This window comes from Mesorhizobium sp. Z1-4, from assembly GCF_004000235.1.
Taxonomy (GTDB): domain Bacteria; phylum Pseudomonadota; class Alphaproteobacteria; order Rhizobiales; family Rhizobiaceae; genus RCIO01.
This window is the reverse complement of record NZ_RCIO01000001.1, coordinates 476,766-494,785: the sequence shown is the minus strand read 5'-3', so window position 1 is coordinate 494,785 and position 18,020 is coordinate 476,766. Positions and strand designations below refer to the sequence as shown.

14 protein-coding genes are annotated in these 18,020 nt (G+C 61.9%); 9 read left to right on the top strand and 5 right to left on the bottom strand.

What is annotated here, in order from left to right; genetic code table 11:
- Positions 1-236: 236 nt before the first annotated feature.
- On the top strand, positions 237-872 hold the full coding sequence (locus EP165_RS02395) for a DUF1062 domain-containing protein (RefSeq protein WP_127519952.1): 636 nt from the start codon (positions 237-239) through the stop codon (positions 870-872).
- A gap of 60 nt (positions 873-932) precedes the next feature.
- On the opposite strand, the gene EP165_RS02390 is transcribed toward EP165_RS02395, so the two are convergent.
- Entirely contained in the window at positions 933-1,178 is a 246-nt protein-coding gene (locus EP165_RS02390; protein ID WP_127519951.1) for an SMc00767 family acetate metabolism repressor, read from the bottom strand.
- A 60-nt stretch (positions 1,179-1,238) separates the two neighbouring features.
- Positions 1,239-2,528, bottom strand: coding sequence for an isocitrate lyase (aceA, locus tag EP165_RS02385; protein ID WP_127519950.1), 1,290 nt, complete (start codon positions 2,526-2,528; stop codon positions 1,239-1,241).
- A gap of 217 nt (positions 2,529-2,745) precedes the next feature.
- Between aceA and EP165_RS02380 the strand changes: the two genes are divergently transcribed.
- From EP165_RS02380 to EP165_RS02350, 7 genes are all read left to right on the top strand, one after another.
- Entirely contained in the window at positions 2,746-4,194 is a 1,449-nt protein-coding gene (locus EP165_RS02380; protein ID WP_127519949.1) for a helix-turn-helix domain-containing protein, read from the top strand.
- A gap of 255 nt (positions 4,195-4,449) precedes the next feature.
- On the top strand, positions 4,450-5,142 hold the full coding sequence (locus EP165_RS02375; RefSeq protein ID WP_127519948.1) for a hypothetical protein: 693 nt from the start codon (positions 4,450-4,452) through the stop codon (positions 5,140-5,142).
- A gap of 180 nt (positions 5,143-5,322) precedes the next feature.
- Positions 5,323-6,681: a glutamine synthetase family protein gene (locus EP165_RS02370; protein WP_245440050.1), complete on the top strand. Its 1,359-nt coding sequence runs from the start codon at positions 5,323-5,325 to the stop codon at positions 6,679-6,681.
- 109 nt (positions 6,682-6,790) lie between these two features.
- On the top strand, positions 6,791-7,888 hold the full coding sequence (locus EP165_RS02365) for a polyamine ABC transporter substrate-binding protein (protein WP_127519947.1): 1,098 nt from the start codon (positions 6,791-6,793) through the stop codon (positions 7,886-7,888).
- Positions 7,889-7,948: 60 nt separating this feature from the next.
- Complete coding sequence (locus tag EP165_RS02360) at positions 7,949-9,091, top strand: ABC transporter ATP-binding protein (protein ID WP_127519946.1); 1,143 nt, start codon at positions 7,949-7,951, stop codon at positions 9,089-9,091.
- Between the two features lie 11 nt (positions 9,092-9,102).
- Positions 9,103-10,065, top strand: a complete 963-nt coding sequence (locus EP165_RS02355; protein WP_127519945.1) for an ABC transporter permease subunit — start codon at positions 9,103-9,105, stop codon at positions 10,063-10,065.
- 8 nt (positions 10,066-10,073) lie between these two features.
- The gene (locus tag EP165_RS02350; RefSeq protein ID WP_127519944.1) at positions 10,074-10,898 is read left to right on the top strand and encodes an ABC transporter permease; all 825 of its coding nucleotides are present in this window, start codon (positions 10,074-10,076) and stop codon (positions 10,896-10,898) included.
- A gap of 3 nt (positions 10,899-10,901) precedes the next feature.
- Here the strand turns inward: EP165_RS02350 and EP165_RS02345 are convergent, their stop codons facing one another.
- On the bottom strand, positions 10,902-12,731 hold the full coding sequence (locus tag EP165_RS02345; RefSeq protein ID WP_245440049.1) for an AsmA family protein: 1,830 nt from the start codon (positions 12,729-12,731) through the stop codon (positions 10,902-10,904).
- 216 nt (positions 12,732-12,947) lie between these two features.
- On the opposite strand from EP165_RS02345, the gene EP165_RS02340 reads away from it, so the two are divergent.
- Positions 12,948-14,906: an acetoacetate--CoA ligase gene (locus tag EP165_RS02340; protein ID WP_127519942.1), complete on the top strand. Its 1,959-nt coding sequence runs from the start codon at positions 12,948-12,950 to the stop codon at positions 14,904-14,906.
- Positions 14,907-15,164: 258 nt separating this feature from the next.
- Here EP165_RS02340 and EP165_RS02335 read toward each other — a convergent pair whose 3' ends face one another.
- Positions 15,165-16,868, bottom strand: coding sequence for an ABC transporter permease (locus EP165_RS02335; RefSeq protein ID WP_127519941.1), 1,704 nt, complete (start codon positions 16,866-16,868; stop codon positions 15,165-15,167).
- Positions 16,869-16,956: 88 nt separating this feature from the next.
- Complete coding sequence (locus tag EP165_RS02330; protein WP_127519940.1) at positions 16,957-18,012, bottom strand: Fe(3+) ABC transporter substrate-binding protein; 1,056 nt, start codon at positions 18,010-18,012, stop codon at positions 16,957-16,959.
- Positions 18,013-18,020 lie beyond the last annotated feature (8 nt).

Sequence of the window (18,020 nt, the reverse complement as noted above, 5' to 3'; positions counted from 1 at the left end):
AGCCCAGCTTTGCCAACGTAACCGCCGGTCTCCAGTTCCACATCGAAAACGCGGCAGCGCCAATCGCGCCGCCGTGCATGTATTGCATGAAGCTTTTCATGGTGGCGGCTCGAGACCGGTTTGGCATGGCTGAACCGCGCCGGCTTTCTGCCCGGCCGCCACTTTGAACATCTCCCTGTCACTCCGCGTCGTCGGTCGTCGCCTGGCGAGCTTCCCAACTGGAAGCGCGAACCGGCATGTCCGAAACTCTTTGCGTCAAATGGACGATCACCGCGAACGAATACCCGCAACCGCTGCTGCATTGCAGGCGATGCTGCTCGATCAAACCCTTCCGCACCGGCGGCAAGGTGAGGGTCAACGCCAATGGTAAACGCATCGACGCATGGCTGATCTACAGATGCGCCACCTGCGAGGGCACCTGGAATCGCCCGCTGCTGGAGCGGCGGCCGGTCGGCGCGATCGAACCGGAATTTCTGTCGAAGCTCGTGGCGAACGACGCCGAGCTGGTCGCGCAATTCGCGTCGGACGCTGAGGATCTGCGGCGCCACGCGCCGCAGCTGAAGGGAGCTGTAGGCGTCAGCGTGATGAAATCGATGCTGTCGGGAGACATGTGCCGGCCGGCCGTGCTGTGCATCGCGCTTGCGGTACCGCAGCCTGTTTCCCTCAGGCTGGACCGGCTTTTGGCCGAAGAGCTGGGTCTTTCGCGCAGCCGTGTCGACAGACTTGTGCAGGAAGGGTTGCTGCTTGTTGCAGGATCGAATGCCGCCCGCGCATTGCGCCGGTCGGTGTGCGACGGAACACAGGTGAAGATTGGTCTGTCCGGTCTTGAGTCAACGGAGGTTGCAAGCCGGGCTTCCGGACATATGGCCTAGCGCAAAAAAGTGCCGCCGGGACGAACCCGGCGGCACCCGATTGCATTGCTGTCGAGGTGCCTATTCGGCGGCCGCCTGGCCGGCGACGACGACCGGAATGAGCAGATCGCCCCAGTTGCCCTTGCCGCCGTGGTGGCGTGCGGAGCGCACGAGTTCCACGGAGACACCTGATTCCACCGCCTTCATGACCGACTGGTTGAGACGGTGCAGGTCGTTGGCGACCATGCGGATCGCCGCCTGCTGATCCCCGTTCATTGCCGAAGACTGCTCTTCGGCACGTTCTTTGACGCGTGTCTTGGGTGCCATGGTCTTCTCCTTTCGGCGTGTCCCGTGAGGCCGTCCCGGGGGACGGCCCGCATCGTCTGGTTATTCTGCCGCTGGGCGGAACTGTGCGGTTTCGGTCGATTCCTTCATCGCGGTCGTGGACGAGGTGCCGCCCGTGATCGCCATGGAAACCGCATCGAAATAGCCGGTACCGACTTCGCGCTGGTGCTTGGTCGCGGTGTAGCCATTGGCTTCGGCCGCGAACTCGGCTTCCTGCAGCTCCGAATAGGCTGCCATCTGCCGGTCCTTGTAGCCGCGTGCCAGCTCGAACATGCCGTAGTTGAGCTGATGGAAGCCGGCCAGCGTGATGAACTGGAACTTGTAGCCCATCGCACCCAGCTCGCGCTGGAACTTGGCGATCGTGGCGTCGTCCAGGTTCTTCTTCCAGTTGAAGGACGGCGAGCAGTTGTAGGCCAGAAGCTGGTTCGGATGCTCCTTGCGCACCGCCTCGGCGAACTTCCTCGCCTGTTCGAGGTCGGGCTTGGAGGTCTCCATCCAGATCAGGTCCGAATAGGGCGCCATGGCAATCGCGCGGGCAATGCAGGGCTCCATGCCGTTCTTGACGTTGTAGAAGCCCTCGACCGTGCGGCCGGCATCGTAATCAACGAAGGGCTGGTCGCGCTCGTCGATGTCCGACGTGATCAGCTTCGCTGCTTCGGCGTCGGTGCGGCAGATGATCAGCGTCGGCGTGCCCATCACGTCCGCGGCAAGCCGCGCGGCGGTGAGGTTGCGGATGTGAGCCGCGGTCGGGATCAGAACCTTGCCGCCGAGATGGCCGCACTTCTTTTCCGATGCCAGCTGATCTTCGAAATGGACGCCTGCTGCGCCCGCTTCGATGTAGGCCTTCATAAGCTCGAACGCATTCAGCGGACCGCCGAAACCTGCTTCGGCGTCGGCAACGATCGGAGCGAACCAGGTGTCGACCGAAAGGCCGTTGCCTTCCGAGGTCTCGATCTGGTCGGCGCGCTGCAGCGTCTTGTTGATGCGCTTGGCAAGCTCGGGACCGGCATTGGCCGGGTAGAGCGACTGGTCGGGGTACATTGCCGACGCGGTGTTTGCGTCTGCCGCGACCTGCCAGCCGGACAGGTAGATCGCCTTCAGGCCGGCGCGGACCATCTGCATGGCCTGGTTGCCGGAAAGGGCGCCGAGCGCGTTCACGAAATCCTCTTCGTGGATAAGCTTCCACAGCCGGTTGGCGCCGTTCTCGGCCAGCGTGTGGCGGATCGGGACAGAGCCGCGCAGGCGCTGCACGTCTGCGGTGCCGTAGGGACGCTCGATGCCGTCATAACGGCCTTCGGGGGCAGAGGGAACGAGGTTGTAAAAATCGGTCATGGCGATCTCCGATCGAAGCTGAATTAGAACTGATGAGGCGGTCTTGGGGCGCCTCGTTCGGTATGTTTTTTACATTGCAGCGCGTCATAATCGAGAAAATACCTGAAATCGTGGTGCAAAATCGGGTAAGCCTGTGTTGTCTTTGACAGGATTGGCGTGTAAATTTGTAAAAGATGTAAAACTCCGATCGCGAACGTAACGTGTAAAGTCTGTAAAAATGGCTGATCAGAAGATATTCGCGGGGCCGCGCATCCGGCGCATCCGCAACGACAAGGGACTGACCCAGACCGCGATGGCGGAGGGGCTGGGCATCTCGCCGTCCTACCTCAACCTGATCGAGCGCAACCAGCGCCCGCTGACCGTGCAGCTCATCCTCAAGCTGTCGTCGGTCTACAAGGTCGAGCCTGAGGAGCTGCAGGCGGATGCGGGGCCGAACGTGGCGGCACTGCGCGAGGTTTTTGCCGACCCGCTGCTGGCGGGCGAACTGCCGGGCGATGCCGAGCTGATCGAGGTGGCGGAGGCCGCGCCCAACGCGATGGCCGCCATGGTCAAGCTCTTCCGCGCCTACCGCGAACAGGCCGAGCGTCTGACTGACCTCTCCGACCTTCTGGCGCGCGAGGGGCGCACCACATCGATCGCCGGCACGCGGCTGCCGATCGACGAAATGCGCGAGACCTTCGAGAAGCGTCCGAACCATTTCGCGGGTATCGAGGAGGAGGCCGAAGCCTTTACTGCGCTGCTGAAACCCGGCGACGACCTGCTGGCGGCGCTCAAGGCCTGGCTGAAATCGGAGCATGGCATTGTGGTGCGGGTGCTGCCGGTCGCCACCATGCCCAACTGGCGCCGGCGTTATGACCGGCATTCGCAGCGTCTTTTCATCTCCGAACGCCTGTCGCCCTTCGACCAGCTGCGCGAAGTCGCAATGGAAGCGTCGCTGATGCGCATGTCGGTGGCGGTCGGCGCCGAATTGAAGGCGCTGAAACTGTCGTCGGACGAGGCGCGGCGGCTGGCCCGCTTCGAGCTCGCGCGTTATGCGGCGCATGCTCTGATGATGCCCTACAAGCCGTTTCTGGAGGCCGCGCAGCGCGCCCGCTACGATATCGACGTGCTGCGTTCGCGCTTTTCCGTTTCCTTCGAGCAGGCGGCCAACCGGCTCACAATGCTGGGGCGGGAGGGTGCGGCGGGCGTGCCGTTCTTCATGCTGGAAGTCGACAATGCGGGAAACCGGTTTCGCCGCGCCGGGGCGCGCGGCTTTCCGCAGGCCCGCTTCGGCGGCGGCTGTCCCAAACTCGCCGTGCACGCGGCTTTCGGCCAGCCCGGCCAGATCATCGTGGAAGCCGTCGAAATGCCGGACGGCGCGGAATTCCTGACGCTTGCCCGCACGCTGGAAGGACCGCAGGGCGCGTTCTCGGAGCGTCCGCGGCGCACGGCACTGCTGCTCGCCTGCGACATCGGCTTCAGGGAAGAGATCGTTTATGGCAGCGCCTTGCCGGCCGCCGCGCCCGGTTCGGGCGGCAAGCAGGCGGTGGTTCCGGCAACTGCAATCGGACCCGCGTGCAGGCTGTGCGAACGGCAGGGCTGTCTGGCCCGCGCCGAGCCGCCGGTGACGCGGCCGCTCGGGCTGGATGAGATGGTCACCGGGCTCAGCGCTTTCGATTTCCAGTAAGCGAGGCAAGTAGGTGCGTATCGGACTCGCACTGAAAGCAGATAGATTAGAACTTCGAGTACCGGCTTGCGGGCCAGTTCAGGAACGTCGCATATTGGCCCGATACTCGAACGCGCTAAGCCAATGCAAACAAGCAGCCGAACATACGAAATAGGCGAAGAAAGTTACACGGCCTCGCAGTTTCGACGCCTTTCGAAGCAGCGAAAAGTCGAACTAATGATACGCTGGTTTCACAGCGAATATGAGGATCCTGCGATGCGCCTTCCCTACCAGTCCAGGGAAGGCGGCTATCAGTGGATATATGGGGGTCCCATTTCAGCAGATGATGCAATTCAGGATGAATTCTCAGAGGTTTCTGACTGGGAAACCATGCAAGTTGCGGTCAATGAAATACAATCCGACGGTTTCGATTGGAGCCCAAGGCCAGATCAAGACGACGACGGTATCTACAGTGTTGATGAACCGCTCCCCGATATTTTCGACGAAGACGACGCGTATGAGGATCAGGATGCAATAGCCACTCAGCGTAGTTTAGCTGACCTGCAAGGCGAGCTACATCAAAGGCTAGACGACTTGGAGAGCCTGCTCAGAGACCATGTCGGTCGAGCGATGATAGGGCACAACAATCCTCCGGAATCTGTTGAAATCCCGCCGTTGTCGGATGTCGAAAGAGAGGAAGTTCTTGCCGAAATCAGCACGCTGCGAGAGGAAGCTGAAAAACGGGAACCCGACGTCGATCTACCGACCCGCTCTGTTGTAGTTTTCAGGCGCTTTGCGTCTGTGGTCGGCAGATGGCTAAGGGACAGAGCGAACGCCCAAATCGACAATTTGCTTACGCCCGTCGCGGTTGCACTAACCTTCTACGGCCGACAGCTACTGCAGGCGCTTGAAGCTGCTGCAAACGCTACTATGGAATGGATGCAAGCCCTGCAGCACACGCTTTTCTAAGGCTTTTTGAGCGGCACCTCATCCGCCATTGACAGCTCTCACGCGGGCGGGCCAACCTGTCGGCGTCATTAACGTCTGAACAGGCTCATCTTGCACGATACGGCAGTCGGCAGCGCCGAAACGTCCGCCCCTTCCACGGCTCCCGACATTGCGGGGCCGAATGCCTCCGATTCAGCCAGCCTGGATGGCTTCATATCCCCCGAGCACCGGGCCGAATACGAAAGCTTCATCGCAGAACATCCCGACATCGAGGCGGTCGAGTTTCTGATGGTCGACCCCAATGGCGTCATGCGCGGCAAATGGGCGCCGGGCGATGCGCTGAAAAAGGCGTTTCAGGAAGGCGTCAATTTCCCGATGTCGCTGCACGGCCTGGATGTGTGGGGCCGCGAGGTCGAGGAAACCGGGCTGCACATCGAGACCGGCGACAAGGACGGTTATTGCCGTGCGACGCGCGGTTCGCTGTCGATCGTGCCGTGGGCCAAGCGCAAGACTGCGCAGGTGCTGCTGCAGACCTTCTCGCCGGAGGGCGAACCTTTCATGGCCGATCCGCGCCAGGTGCTGAAGCACAAAGTGGCGGAGATCAACGCCAAGGGTTTGTTTCCGGTCGTTGCCTTCGAACTCGAATTCTATCTGCTCGATCCCGACACGGACTGGGACGACGGCATGCCGGCGCCTGTGGGGGCCGCGGGCGGGCCGGACCGGCTGAGAATGTACGGTCTCGACGATCTGGCCGAGCACGCGGAGCTGTTCGACATGATCCGCGATGCCGCGAGCGCGCAGGATCTGCCCATCGATACGATTATCAAGGAAGCTGCGCCCGGCCAGTTCGAGGTCAACCTCAAACACCGCTCGAACCCGCTTCGTGCCGCCGACGATGTGATCATGCTGAGGCGCATTGTGATCGGCTGCGCCCGCGCGCACGGTCTCACCGCCACCTTCATGGCCAAGCCGTTCCTGGAATATGCCGGCAACGGCATGCATGTGCATGCTTCCATGCTCGATGCCGAAGGCAACAACATATTTTCGGGCGACGACGGCCGCTGCAAGCTGGAGGCTGCCGTGGCCGGCCTGCTCAAGACAATGCCGGAATCGCTTCTGTTGTTCATCAACACCTGGAACGGGTTTCGCCGCATTACGCCGGGCTCATACGCGCCCACACGCGCCGTCTGGGCCGAAAACAACCGCTCCGTCGCACTGCGCATCCCTGTGTCGACCGAAGAGAACCGGCGTGTCGAGCACCGCATCGCCGGCGCGGACGCCAATCCATATCTTGTCATGTCGGCGCTTTTGCAGGGCATGGTGGAAGGCATCGAGGGTAACCTCAAGCCGCCGCCGCCTGTGGAGGGAAACGCGTATGACGAGGACGGACTCTACCTTCCCGACGACATGGACGATGCCCTGCAGCTGACGGCACGGAGCAAGTTTATCGACCGGGCGTTGGGGCCGTTGCTGGCCAAGGTCTACCGCGACCTGAAGCGCGCCGAAATACTGGCATTCTGGGGCGAAATCACGCCGCTGGAACGCACCACCTATCTATGATGTCGCGGGGCTTATTTTGCCTTGTCGCATGCCGATGAGGCCAATAGGCTTAAGCCAAGCCATGCCCGCATCCTACGGGCGCCAGGAAGAACTGACACGGGAGAACAAGATGGTACGAAGGTCATACCTCGTTTCGGGTACGTTTGCCGCGGTGGTAGCGTTTACGGCGGCCGCTGCTGCTCAGGAGCGCGTGGTCAACGTCTACAACTGGTCCGACTATATCGACGAGTCGGTCCTTGAAGAGTTCACCGCCGAAACCGGCATCAAGGTTGTCTACGACGTCTTCGATTCCAACGAAATTCTCGAAACCAAGCTGCTTGCCGGCAGTACCGGTTACGACGTCGTGGTTCCGACCGGCACATTCCTCGCACGTCAGATTCAGGCGGGCGTGTTCCAGAAGCTCGACAAATCGAAGCTGCCGAACATCGCCAATATGTGGAGCACGATCGCCGACCGTACCGCGCGCTACGATCCCGGCAACGAATATTCGATCAACTACATGTGGGGCACGACCGGCATCGGCTACAATGTCCGCAAGGTGCAGGATGCGCTCGGCATCGATCGCGTCGATTCCTGGGATGTGATCTTCAAGCCGGAGATGATCGCCAAGCTCGCCGATTGCGGTGTCTTCATGCTTGACGCGCCGGCCGAGATGATCCCGGCGGCGCTCAACTATCTCGGGCTGGACGTCAACAGCACCGACCCGGACGAACTGGCCAGGGCGGAAGAACTGCTGCTGTCGATTCGCCCGCACATCCGCAAGTTCCACTCGTCCGAATATATCAGCGCGCTCGCCAACGGCGACATCTGCGTGGCCGTCGGCTGGTCAGGCGACGTGTTTCAGGCCCGCGACCGCGCCGCGGAGGCCGACCAGGGTGTGTCTGTCGACTATGCGATCCCGAAGGAGGGCGCGCAGATGTGGTTCGATCAGATGGCCATCCCCGCCGATGCCAAGAATGTCGAGGAAGCGCACATTTTCCTCAACTACATCATGGACCCGAATGTAATCGCCAAGGCATCGAACTATGTCTTCTACGCCAACGGCAACAAGGCCTCGCAGGAGTTCCTGGAAGCCGACGTGATCGGCGACCCGGCGGTCTATCCGGACGAAGCAACGCTCAACAATCTCTTCACGACAACCCCGCCTGACCCACGCACGCAGCGGCTCATGACACGGCTGTGGACCCGCGTCGTGACAGGCCAATAGAAAACTTCTGCCGGCCGCGCCAATTGCGCGGCCGGTTTCAATTCTGGCGGGACGGAAATCATGAAGTCGCTAGGCAGCATCCGGAGGAGCTTCGCGCCCTGGAACGATCCGGCAGCCACGCCCTATATCCGCTTAGAGAACGTGACCAAGAAGTTTGGCGACTTCGTTGCCGTCAACGACCTGTCGCTCGACATCTATGAACGCGAGTTTTTCGCCCTTCTGGGCGCCTCGGGTTGCGGCAAGACGACATTGCTCAGAATGCTCGCCGGCTTCGAGGAACCGAGCGCAGGGCGGATATTTCTCGACGGCCAGAACCTGAGCGGCATTCCGCCCTACCGGCGGCCGGTCAACATGATGTTCCAGTCCTATGCGCTCTTCCCGCATATGACGGTGGAGGCCAATATCGGCTTCGGGCTCAAACAGGACCGCATGCCGCGCGACCAGATTGCGGCGCGTGTCGCCGAGATGCTCAAGATGGTCAAGCTTGAGCAGTTCGCCAAGCGCAAGCCTCACCAGCTTTCCGGCGGGCAGCGCCAGCGTGTCGCGCTTGCTCGCTCGCTCGCCAAACGTCCCAAGGTGCTCCTGCTCGATGAGCCGCTGGGCGCGCTCGACAAGAAGCTGCGCGAGGAAACGCAGTTCGAATTGACCGATCTCCAGCAGGAGCTGGGCCTCACCTTCGTTGTCGTCACACATGACCAGGAAGAGGCCATGACCATGGCCGACCGGATCGCCATTCTCGACAAGGGCGAGGTAATGCAGGTCGCGACGCCGGCCGAGACCTACGAGGCACCGGCCTCGCGCTTTGTGGCCGAGTTCGTTGGTTCCGTGAACCTGTTCGACGGTTCCGTCAGCGCGCGCCAGGGAAGCGTGGCAAGCATCGCCTATGGCGACGGCCTCACGATCGCCGCAGACAATGCAGGCGACGCTGCGGTCGGCGATCAGGTGGCGTTTGCGATTCGCCCTGAAAAGGTGCGCGTTGCATCCCGCAAGCCGGAAGCCGGGGCGGACAATGTGATGTCGGGCGCGGTGTGGGATATCGCATATCTCGGCGACATGACGATCTACCACGTCAAGCTCGACGACGGCCGGGTGGTCAAGTCGGCGATGTTGAACAGCTCGCGGCTGGTCGAAGACCCGTTGACCTGGGATGACCGGGCGTGGATCACCTTCGCTCCCGATGCCGGCGTCGTGCTGACGCGGTGAGGGCGACAACCATGCGGCGCATCTTCTCAGCAATCGCAAGCCGGGTCGTCATCGCCGTACCTTACGCCTGGCTGCTCTTTTTCTTTCTGATCCCCTTCGTCATCGTCTTCAAAATATCGCTGTCGGACCTGGCGATATCGATGCCGCCATATACACCCGCCCTGGAAGGACTGCGCGATTTCTTTGCCCGGCTCTCCGAGTTCGACTTGGAGAACTATCACCTCCTGATGTGCGACTTGCTGGGGTACATCGGCATTGGAGCGGATCTCTGCCAGGGCGGTTTCAGCATCGACTTCTTCGAGCGCCCCTATCTTTCGGTGGCCTATTTTTCCAGCCTCAAGATCGCCGCGGTTTCGACCTTTCTGACCCTGCTGGTCGGCTATCCGGTTGCTTATGCGATGGCGCGCGCGCCGCAGTCGATGCGCCCGACCTTGCTGATGCTCGTCATTCTGCCGTTCTGGACCAGCTTTCTGATCCGCGTTTACGCCTGGATCGGCATTCTGAAGCCCGAAGGCCTGCTTAACCAGCTGCTGCTCAACATAGGGCTGGTCAACGAGCCGCTGGTGATCATGAACACCAACACGGCGGTCTATATCGGTATCGTCTACTCTTACCTGCCATTCATGGTTCTGCCGCTCTATTCGGCGCTGGAGAAGCTCGATCATTCGCTGATCGAAGCCGCCCAGGATCTCGGCTGCCGGCCTTTGTCGGCTTTCTGGAAGATCACCTTCCCGCTGTCATTGCCAGGCGTCGTGGCTGGCTGCCTGCTGGTCTTCATTCCCGCTGTCGGCGAGTTCGTCATTCCCGACCTCCTCGGCGGGTCCCGCACGCTCATGATCGGCAAGACGCTGTGGAGCGAGTTCTTCAACAACCGCGACTGGCCGCTCGCCTCGGCGGTGGCCATCATCCTGCTTCTGATACTGGTGGTGCCGATTGTGCTGTTCCAGCGGGCGCAGGCCCGCGCGCAGGAATAGGGGCGGCTATGAACAACGGTCTGTCCCGGTTCAATGTGGTGTCGCTGGTCGCAGGGTTCGCGTTTCTTTATCTGCCGATCCTGCTGCTTGTAATCTATTCCTTCAACGAATCACGGCTGGTGACGGTGTGGTCGGGCTTCTCGACCAAATGGTATGTGGAGCTGTTTTCGAACCAGGGTTTGTTGGACGCCGCCTGGGTAACGTTCCGTGTTGCGCTGATTTCGGCAACTGTGGCGACGGTGCTCGGAACCATGGCGGCGATCACGTTGACCCGGCATCTGCGGTTCCGCGGCCGTGTGCTTTTCACCGGCATGGTGTTTGCGCCGCTGGTGATGCCGGAGGTGATAACCGGCCTTTCCCTGCTTTTGCTTTTCGTCGCAGTCGGCCTCGATCGCGGGTTCCTTACAGTGACGCTGGCGCACATCACATTCTCGATGTGCTTCGTCGCCGTTGTGGTGCAATCGAGGCTCCTGACCTTCGACCGGTCGCTGGAAGAAGCCGCGATGGACCTTGGCGCGACGCCGGTCCGGACGTTCTTCCAGGTCACGCTGCCGGTTATCCTGCCGGCCGTGATTTCGGGCTGGATGCTGGCCTTCACGCTGTCGCTGGACGATCTGGTGATTGCAAGCTTTACCTCCGGCCCGGGCGCAACCACGCTGCCGATGAAAATCTACAGCCAGGTCAGGCTCGGCGTGACGCCGGAAATCAACGCCGTCTGTACAATCCTGATCGCGGTTGTGACGACGGGCGTCATCGCCGCCTCATTGCTGAACAAGCAGCGGGAGGTTCAGCGCGCACGCGATGAGCAGGCGGCGCGCAAGGAAGGCGGCTAAGGTCTATTCCAGGTCAGGTGGAATGACTGGCGAGACATAGGGCGAGTCCCACGACCCGCCGACAAAGAACTGCATTCGTGCGGGATCTTTCTCATCGCCTTCCATCTTTGCGCCGATCGTCCCTGTGAGTGCCAGTCCCCGGCCAGGCAGGGGCACCAGCCCGCTGAGCTCGACCCTTTGATTGCCTGAGGTCACCTCGGCGCGCTGCAGCCGCGCTGTGCCGTTTTCCACCCGCGCTTTCATCACCAGGCTGTCGAAGTTGAGCACGCCGCCCGAGGCTTCGTTGAGCGGAAAGAACTCGCCCTTGCGAGCTTTGTCGGAAAACGCCGCCAGATCGACGCCGGCCATGGCGCCCGCTCCCAGATTGAGCGACAGCGACCCTTGCGCGGTCCGCATGATCGAGGTCCAGTCGTTGCCGTCGCCCTTGAGTGAGATCATCAGGTCGCCGCGTGCAATCGGCATGAGGTAGGAGACCTGCATGGTCTGGGCGAGTGCCCCGAGATCGATGCCGACGCCGCGCAGGCGCACTTCGACACGGCTGGCAGCGTTCGGCTGGTCGATACGGAAGCCGGCCTGTATGGCGCCGTCGAATGCGCGCGCGTCGGAAATATCGAAAGCTGCAAGCCCGCCCCTGATCTGCGCGGTCGCGGCGACACCGGTAAAGGATAGTGTGCCGGCGGTGGCCGTGTCCGCGGACAGCCGCAGGTCGAGGTTCATCTGCTCGGCAACTTGCCCGTCAATGGTGCTGTAGCGGCCCCAGCGGTCCGGCGTGAGCGCCGAGAACGCCGACAGGAATGATTGCAGGTTGATGGTCTGGAACGCCAGCGTGCCGGCGACGGTGGGTATCTTTTCGCCGAGCGAGATTTCGAGCGTGCCGCGGCTGGGGTTGCCGTCCAGCGTTACGCTGGCGTCCGAAAGGTTGAGTCGGCGCAGCGAGCCGCTCACTTTTGCTTCGAGCGACACGGCACCGATCGCTGATCCCGGCGTGATCTCGTTGCCTGACCATTCCAGAATGCGCCTGAGGGAAGGAGATGAAAGCGAGCCCTGTCCCTGAACGAAGCCGTCGTTGCCGAAGCTGGTAGTGCCTTTGAAATCGAGATTGAGTGGCGCCGAATCGAGCCCGATGGTTGCTGGAGCGGCAGCACCGACCAGAAGGGCAAGCGGCTGGGCGGTCTCGAAGGAGATATCGACAAGTTCGCCGCGCCAGATACCCGAAGCCGTCACCGAAGCGGCGCGGTTGAACGCGGGCCATGCCAGCCTGCCGCTGACAGCTGAAAGCAACTCCGCAGACTTTCCGTCGTGCAGTACCGCAAGCTTGCCTTCCACGATTTCGACGCCGGGAAGCGCATCGCCGGGCAGTTGCGAAAGGTCGGGGTCCGCCGCGTTTTCGGCGAGGATCGAGCGCATTGCGGTCAATGCATCTGCAATGCGGCCAGGCGGCAAACCGGCCGGCGGCGCAGGCAATCTACCCGACGACAGGGTGATTGTCGGCCGCAATAGGCGGAGCTGCGAAAACACGATCTCGCCGCGCAACGCCGGCAGTGCTGCCAGAGCGGCGTCAATTCTGTCGACGCGGGCAACCGGGCGGCCGCCGCCGCCGAATTCCGAGAACGTCACGTCTGTGAGGCGCGCGGTAACGACCGGCCAGACCTCGATGCTGGTCTCGGCGCCCAGAGTCACCTGGTAGCCCGACCAGTGCGACAGCTCCTGGGCGATACGGTCGCGGACGATCTGGGTCGAGGCGATGAACGGCAGCGCAACCAGCAGCGCCACCGCAAGCACGATGGCGGCTCCACCCAGCCAGATCAGCCTCTTGACCGCCGGTTGCGGCATCACGCCCCTTTGTTTGCCTGACCGGTGCCTGATCGGCACCGGAACCCATTCCTTGCCTAAACAAGTCACAACGCATTTCAAGCATTTATGGCTTCGCGATGGCGCATCCTTACAGTGGCAGCGTCGGATGAAACGCAGGACCTGTTGGTATTTTCAACCTATTGCCCGCGCCTGGTTCGCACGCCATAAGCAAGCCGCCTGAGAGGAGAATAGCTGATGCCGCATGCAGAGCCGCTTTGGACGCCTTCGCCGGAGAGGGTGAAAAGCTCGAACCTTGGTGATTTCATGAAGCAGGCATCGGCGCGCGCCGGACGGCCGCTGGAAGATTATGACGCGCTTCACACCTGGTCGATTGAGGACCGCGAGGGCTTCTGGAGCCTCATCTGGGACTATTGCGGGGTTGTGGGCGACCGTGGCGAAACGGTGCTTGCCGACGGCGACAAGATGCCGGGCGCAAGGTTCTTTCCCGAAGCGAAAATGAACTTCGCCGAAAACCTGCTGGCGGGTGGCGGATCGGGTGACGCGATCGTTTTCCGTGGCGAAGACAAGGTCGATCTGCGCTGGAGCTGGGACGAGCTGCGCGACAGGGTTTCGCGCATCCAGCAATTCCTTCGGGATCAGGATGTAAAAGCCGGCGACCGGGTGGCCGCGATGATACCGAATATGCCCGAGACGATCGCCGCCATGCTCGCCGTGGCGTCGCTTGGCGCTGTCTGGTCATCCTGTTCGCCGGATTTCGGCACCCAGGGTGTGCTCGACCGGTTCGGACAGATCGAGCCGGCGGTCTTCGTTGCCGCCGATGGCTACTACTACAACGGCAAGACCATTGATGTAGGCGGCAAGATTGCGGAGGTGCTGGAGCAGTTGCCTTCGGTGCGCGCTGCCTTGATTGTCGATTATATCGGCAAGTCAGAAGCGACGGCTTCGCAGATCGGCCGGGCAACCGCACTCGACCAGGCGATTGCGCCCTATGCCGCCCAGCCCATGACCTTCGAGCGGCTGCCTTTCGACCACCCGCTCTACATTCTGTTTTCATCCGGCACGACCGGCATTCCCAAATGCATTGTTCATTCGGCCGGCGGCATGCTGTTGCAGCATCTCAAGGAGCACCAGCTCCACGCCGGGATCAAGCCCGGCGATCGTTTCTTCTATTTCACCACATGCGGCTGGATGATGTGGAACTGGCTGGTCACCGGACTGGCGACGGGCGCGACGCTGCTGCTGTATGACGGCTCGCCGTTCTACCCGGACGGCAACGCGATGTTCGACTACGCAGACGCGGAGAAGATGACCTATTTCGGAACGTCGGCGAAGTTCATCGACTCTGTCCGCAAGTCAGGTCTGGAGCCGAAAAAGACGCATGATCTTTCGACCGTGCGGGTGATTTCCTCAACCGGCTCACCGCTCTCGCCCGAAGGGTTCGAGTTCGTCTATTCCGGCATCAAGGATGATGTTCATCTGGCCTCGATTTCGGGCGGTACCGACGTTGCCGCATGCTTTGTGCTGGGAATACCGATCAAACCTGTGTGGAGCGGCGAAATTCAGGGTCCGGGTCTCGGCATGGCAACCGACGTCTGGGACGATGATGGCAGGCACATCGAGCGCGAGAAGGGCGAACTGGTCTGCACCAGGGCGTTTCCGTCCATGCCGATCATGTTCTGGAACGATCCAGACGGTGCAAAATACCGCTCCGCCTATTTCGAACGCTTCGACAATATCTGGTGCCATGGCGACTTCGCCGAATGGACCGAGCATGGCGGCATGATCATTCATGGCCGTTCGGATGCGACGCTGAATCCCGGCGGCGTGCGTATCGGTACGGCTGAAATCTACAACCAGGTCGAGCAGCTCGAAGAGGTGCTGGAATCGATCTGCATCGGCCAGCAGTGGGAAGATGACGTGCGGGTGGTGCTGTTCGTGCGGCTGGCCGAGGGCGTGGAGCTCGACGAGGCGCTCGAGGCTCGGATCCGCGCCAAGATACGCAGCGGAGCGACGCCCCGCCACGTCCCGGCGCGCATCGTTGCGGTGGCGGACATTCCGCGCACCAAGTCCGGCAAGATCACCGAGCTCGCCGTACGCGACATTGTCCACGGCCGCCAGGTCAAGAACCAGGAAGCACTGGCAAACCCCGAGGCGCTCGAACTCTACCGCAATATCCCCAAGCTGGCGACGTGACGGGCCTTCAGGGCAGGTTCCCGGCCGCTCATCGGCGCGGCCGGCCACGCCACCTTAGGTTAACGAATGGTAGCGCTGAAATTTACCTCAACTTCACGGAGGGTACGGAAACGTAAATTTCTAAACAGCGCGGTAAGGACTTGTTAACGGGACGGCGCCGATATTCACGCTCGAGATTGGTGATATTTCGACATGTGATTGAGCCCGCTCAGACAGCCACGAAATTCTATTCAGGCGCCCTCCGGGGCGCCTTCTTTTTTACAGATTAGCATCGCGGTCGCGGGTGAGCGCACCCGACAGAAGAACAACGGGTATGACCGCTGTTGCGATGATTGCCAGCGCTGCCATAGCACCATCCTCCGGCACGCCGCGCGAGGCGTCTTCGAACACCGACGTTGCCAGCGTGTTGAAACCGAACGGCCGCAGCAGAATGGTCGCTGACAGTTCTTTCACAGTGTCGACGAAAACCAGCACAGCAGCCGTGAACACCGCCGGCCGCAGCAGAGGCAGCAGAACGGTCGTGGCGCTGCGCGTGGGAGAACGCCCGAGGCAGCGCGCCGCCTCGTCGATGTGCGGTGGCAACTTTTCAATGCCGCCTCGTACCGCACCCTCCGCCAGCGCCAGGAAGCGGATAGAGCACACGAGCACCACCGCGGCGGCCGAACCGGTGAAGATCAGTCCGGTCGAGACGCCGAACATGTCGCGCATCCATGCGTCGATGGAATTGTCGATGAAAGCCAGCGTAAAAAGCAGCCCGAGGCCGAGAACCGTGCCGGGCAGTGCGTAGCCGATCATCGCCAGCCGTGTGACAGCTGCAACGGGCCGCGATTTGTCGAGCCGCGCCGCGTGGATCAGGAGAAGCGCGACAAACACGGTAATCAGAGCCGCGCTAGTGGCGACAATGACGCTGTTGACGAGCGCGTCGAGCAGGTCGGGCTCCGTGAGCTGATAAAGCCGGCGCGATGCGTAATCGCCAAATACATAAAGCGGGATGCCGAAGCCGCAGAACACCGGAGCGGCGGTGGCAAGGGTTGCGAGGGCCGCGCGGGCGCCCGTCAGTTTGACCCGCGGCGGCCGGGCGTTCATCTGCGATCCGCGTCCGACATGGAAGCGCTGCTGCCGCCGTGCCCACTTCTCCATCATGAGCACCGCAAACACGATGATCAGCATGAGCACGGCAATCTGCGCAGCACCTTCCAGGCTGCCGCGATTGAGCCAGGTCGTGTAGACCGAGTAGGTAAGGGTCGGCACGCCGAGATATTTCGATGCGCCGATATCGTTGAGCGTTTCCATCAGGACCAGTGCAACACCGGCGACGATGGCCGGGCGGGCGACTGGCAGTAGGACGGCCCACAATACTTTCAGGGGTGCGGCGCCCAGCGTGCGCGCGGCATCGCCGATATGGCGGCCCTGCATGATGAAGACGACGCGGCTCGTGAGATAGACATAAGGATACAGCACCATCGAAAGCACGATGGCGGCTCCGTAGGTCGACCGGATTTCGGGAAACCAGTAGTCGCGCGGCGTCACATGGCCGGTGAGAGCCCTGAACGCGCTTTGCACCGGCCCGGAAAAGTGCAGGAACTCGGCGAAGGCATAGGCCGCGAGATAGGGCGGTACTGCGAGGGGCAATACCAGAACCCAGGCGAGCACTTTGCGGAAGGGAAAGTCGTAGGCGACGACCATCCACGCGCTTGTTACGCCGATCGAGGCGGTTCCGGCCGCAACAAGCACCAGCAGGAGCAGCGTTGCGCCCGTGGCTTGCGGAAGCACGTTGCGGACAAGGTGCGGCCAGTCCGAGCCGTCGCCCGAAAGCGCTATGCCGATCACCACTGCAATGGGCACGAGCGCGATCGCTGCTGCGACGAGCGCGGGCGCGAGTGCGCCGTAGTTGCGGCCGGGTGCAACGGTGCGCACCGGCGGCACGCCGCCGCCTTCCGCGGGATGGGCGCGCGCGGTCATCGCCGGGCCCCGGAACGGCGGTTTGCGAAAACGCACAAGGGGCCGGATCGGCGATCCAGCCCCTCGTCGTTACATGTGCGGATGGCCGTCAGCTCGACGGACCCGCGTCGAAGCCGACCTTGTCGACCAGCTCGGATGCCGTCTTGCGGTTGGCTGCGATGTCTTCCAGCGGCAGCGTGTCGGGCTTGAATTCGCCGAAAGCCTTCACCGTGTCGGACGGTTCGGTACCAGGGCCGATCGGGTACTCATAAACGCGTTCCGCATAGATTTCCTGGCCCTCGGCGCTGGCGAGGAATTCCATCAGCTTGATCGCGTTTTCCTTGTTCGGCGCATGCTTTGCCAGGGCCATGCCGGAAACGTTCACATGCGTGCCGCGGTCCCCGCTATTGGGGAACAGAACCTTCATCGAAGCGGCCCATTCCTTCTGCTCCGGCTCCTTTTCGTTGTTCTGCATCAGGCCGACATAATAGGTGTTGCCGAGGCCGATATCGCACTCGCCTGCATGGATTGCCTTCGCCTGGGCGCGGTCATTGCCGTCGGGCTTGCGGGCGAGGTTTTCCTTCAGGCCGGTAAGCCAGGTCTCCGCATAGTCGGCGCCGTGATGGGCAACCATCGAGGCAAACAGCGCAATGTTGTAGACGTGCTGGCCCGAGCGGGTGCAGATCCTGCCTTTCCACTTCGGATCGGCCAGTTCCTCATAAGTGATCGTGTCCTGCTCGACGCGGTCCTTGGAGGCGTAGACCACGCGGCCGCGCGTGGTGAGGCCGAACCAGTGGCCTTCCGAATCGCGGTACTGCGAGGGGATGTTGTCGTTGATCGCGGCGTTTTCGAGCGGCTGGGTAACGCCGGCGTCCTTGGCACCCTGCAGGCGGCCGATGTCGACTGTAAAGATCAGGTCGGCCGGCGAGTTCGAGCCCTCAGCGGCAATGCGCTCGTCGATGCCAGAATCCAGAAACAGAACCTGCGTCTCGATGCCCGTCTCGGCGGTGAAGGCGTCGAGCAGTGGCTTGATGAGGTCCGGCTGGCGATAGGAATAGATATTGACGGTGCCTTCGGCGCTGGCGGCGGCCGGCGCAAAAGCGACGCCGGCCGCAATTGCTGCGCCGGCAATGCCAGCAGAAAGCCGGCCTTTAGAAACGAACATGGGTCTCT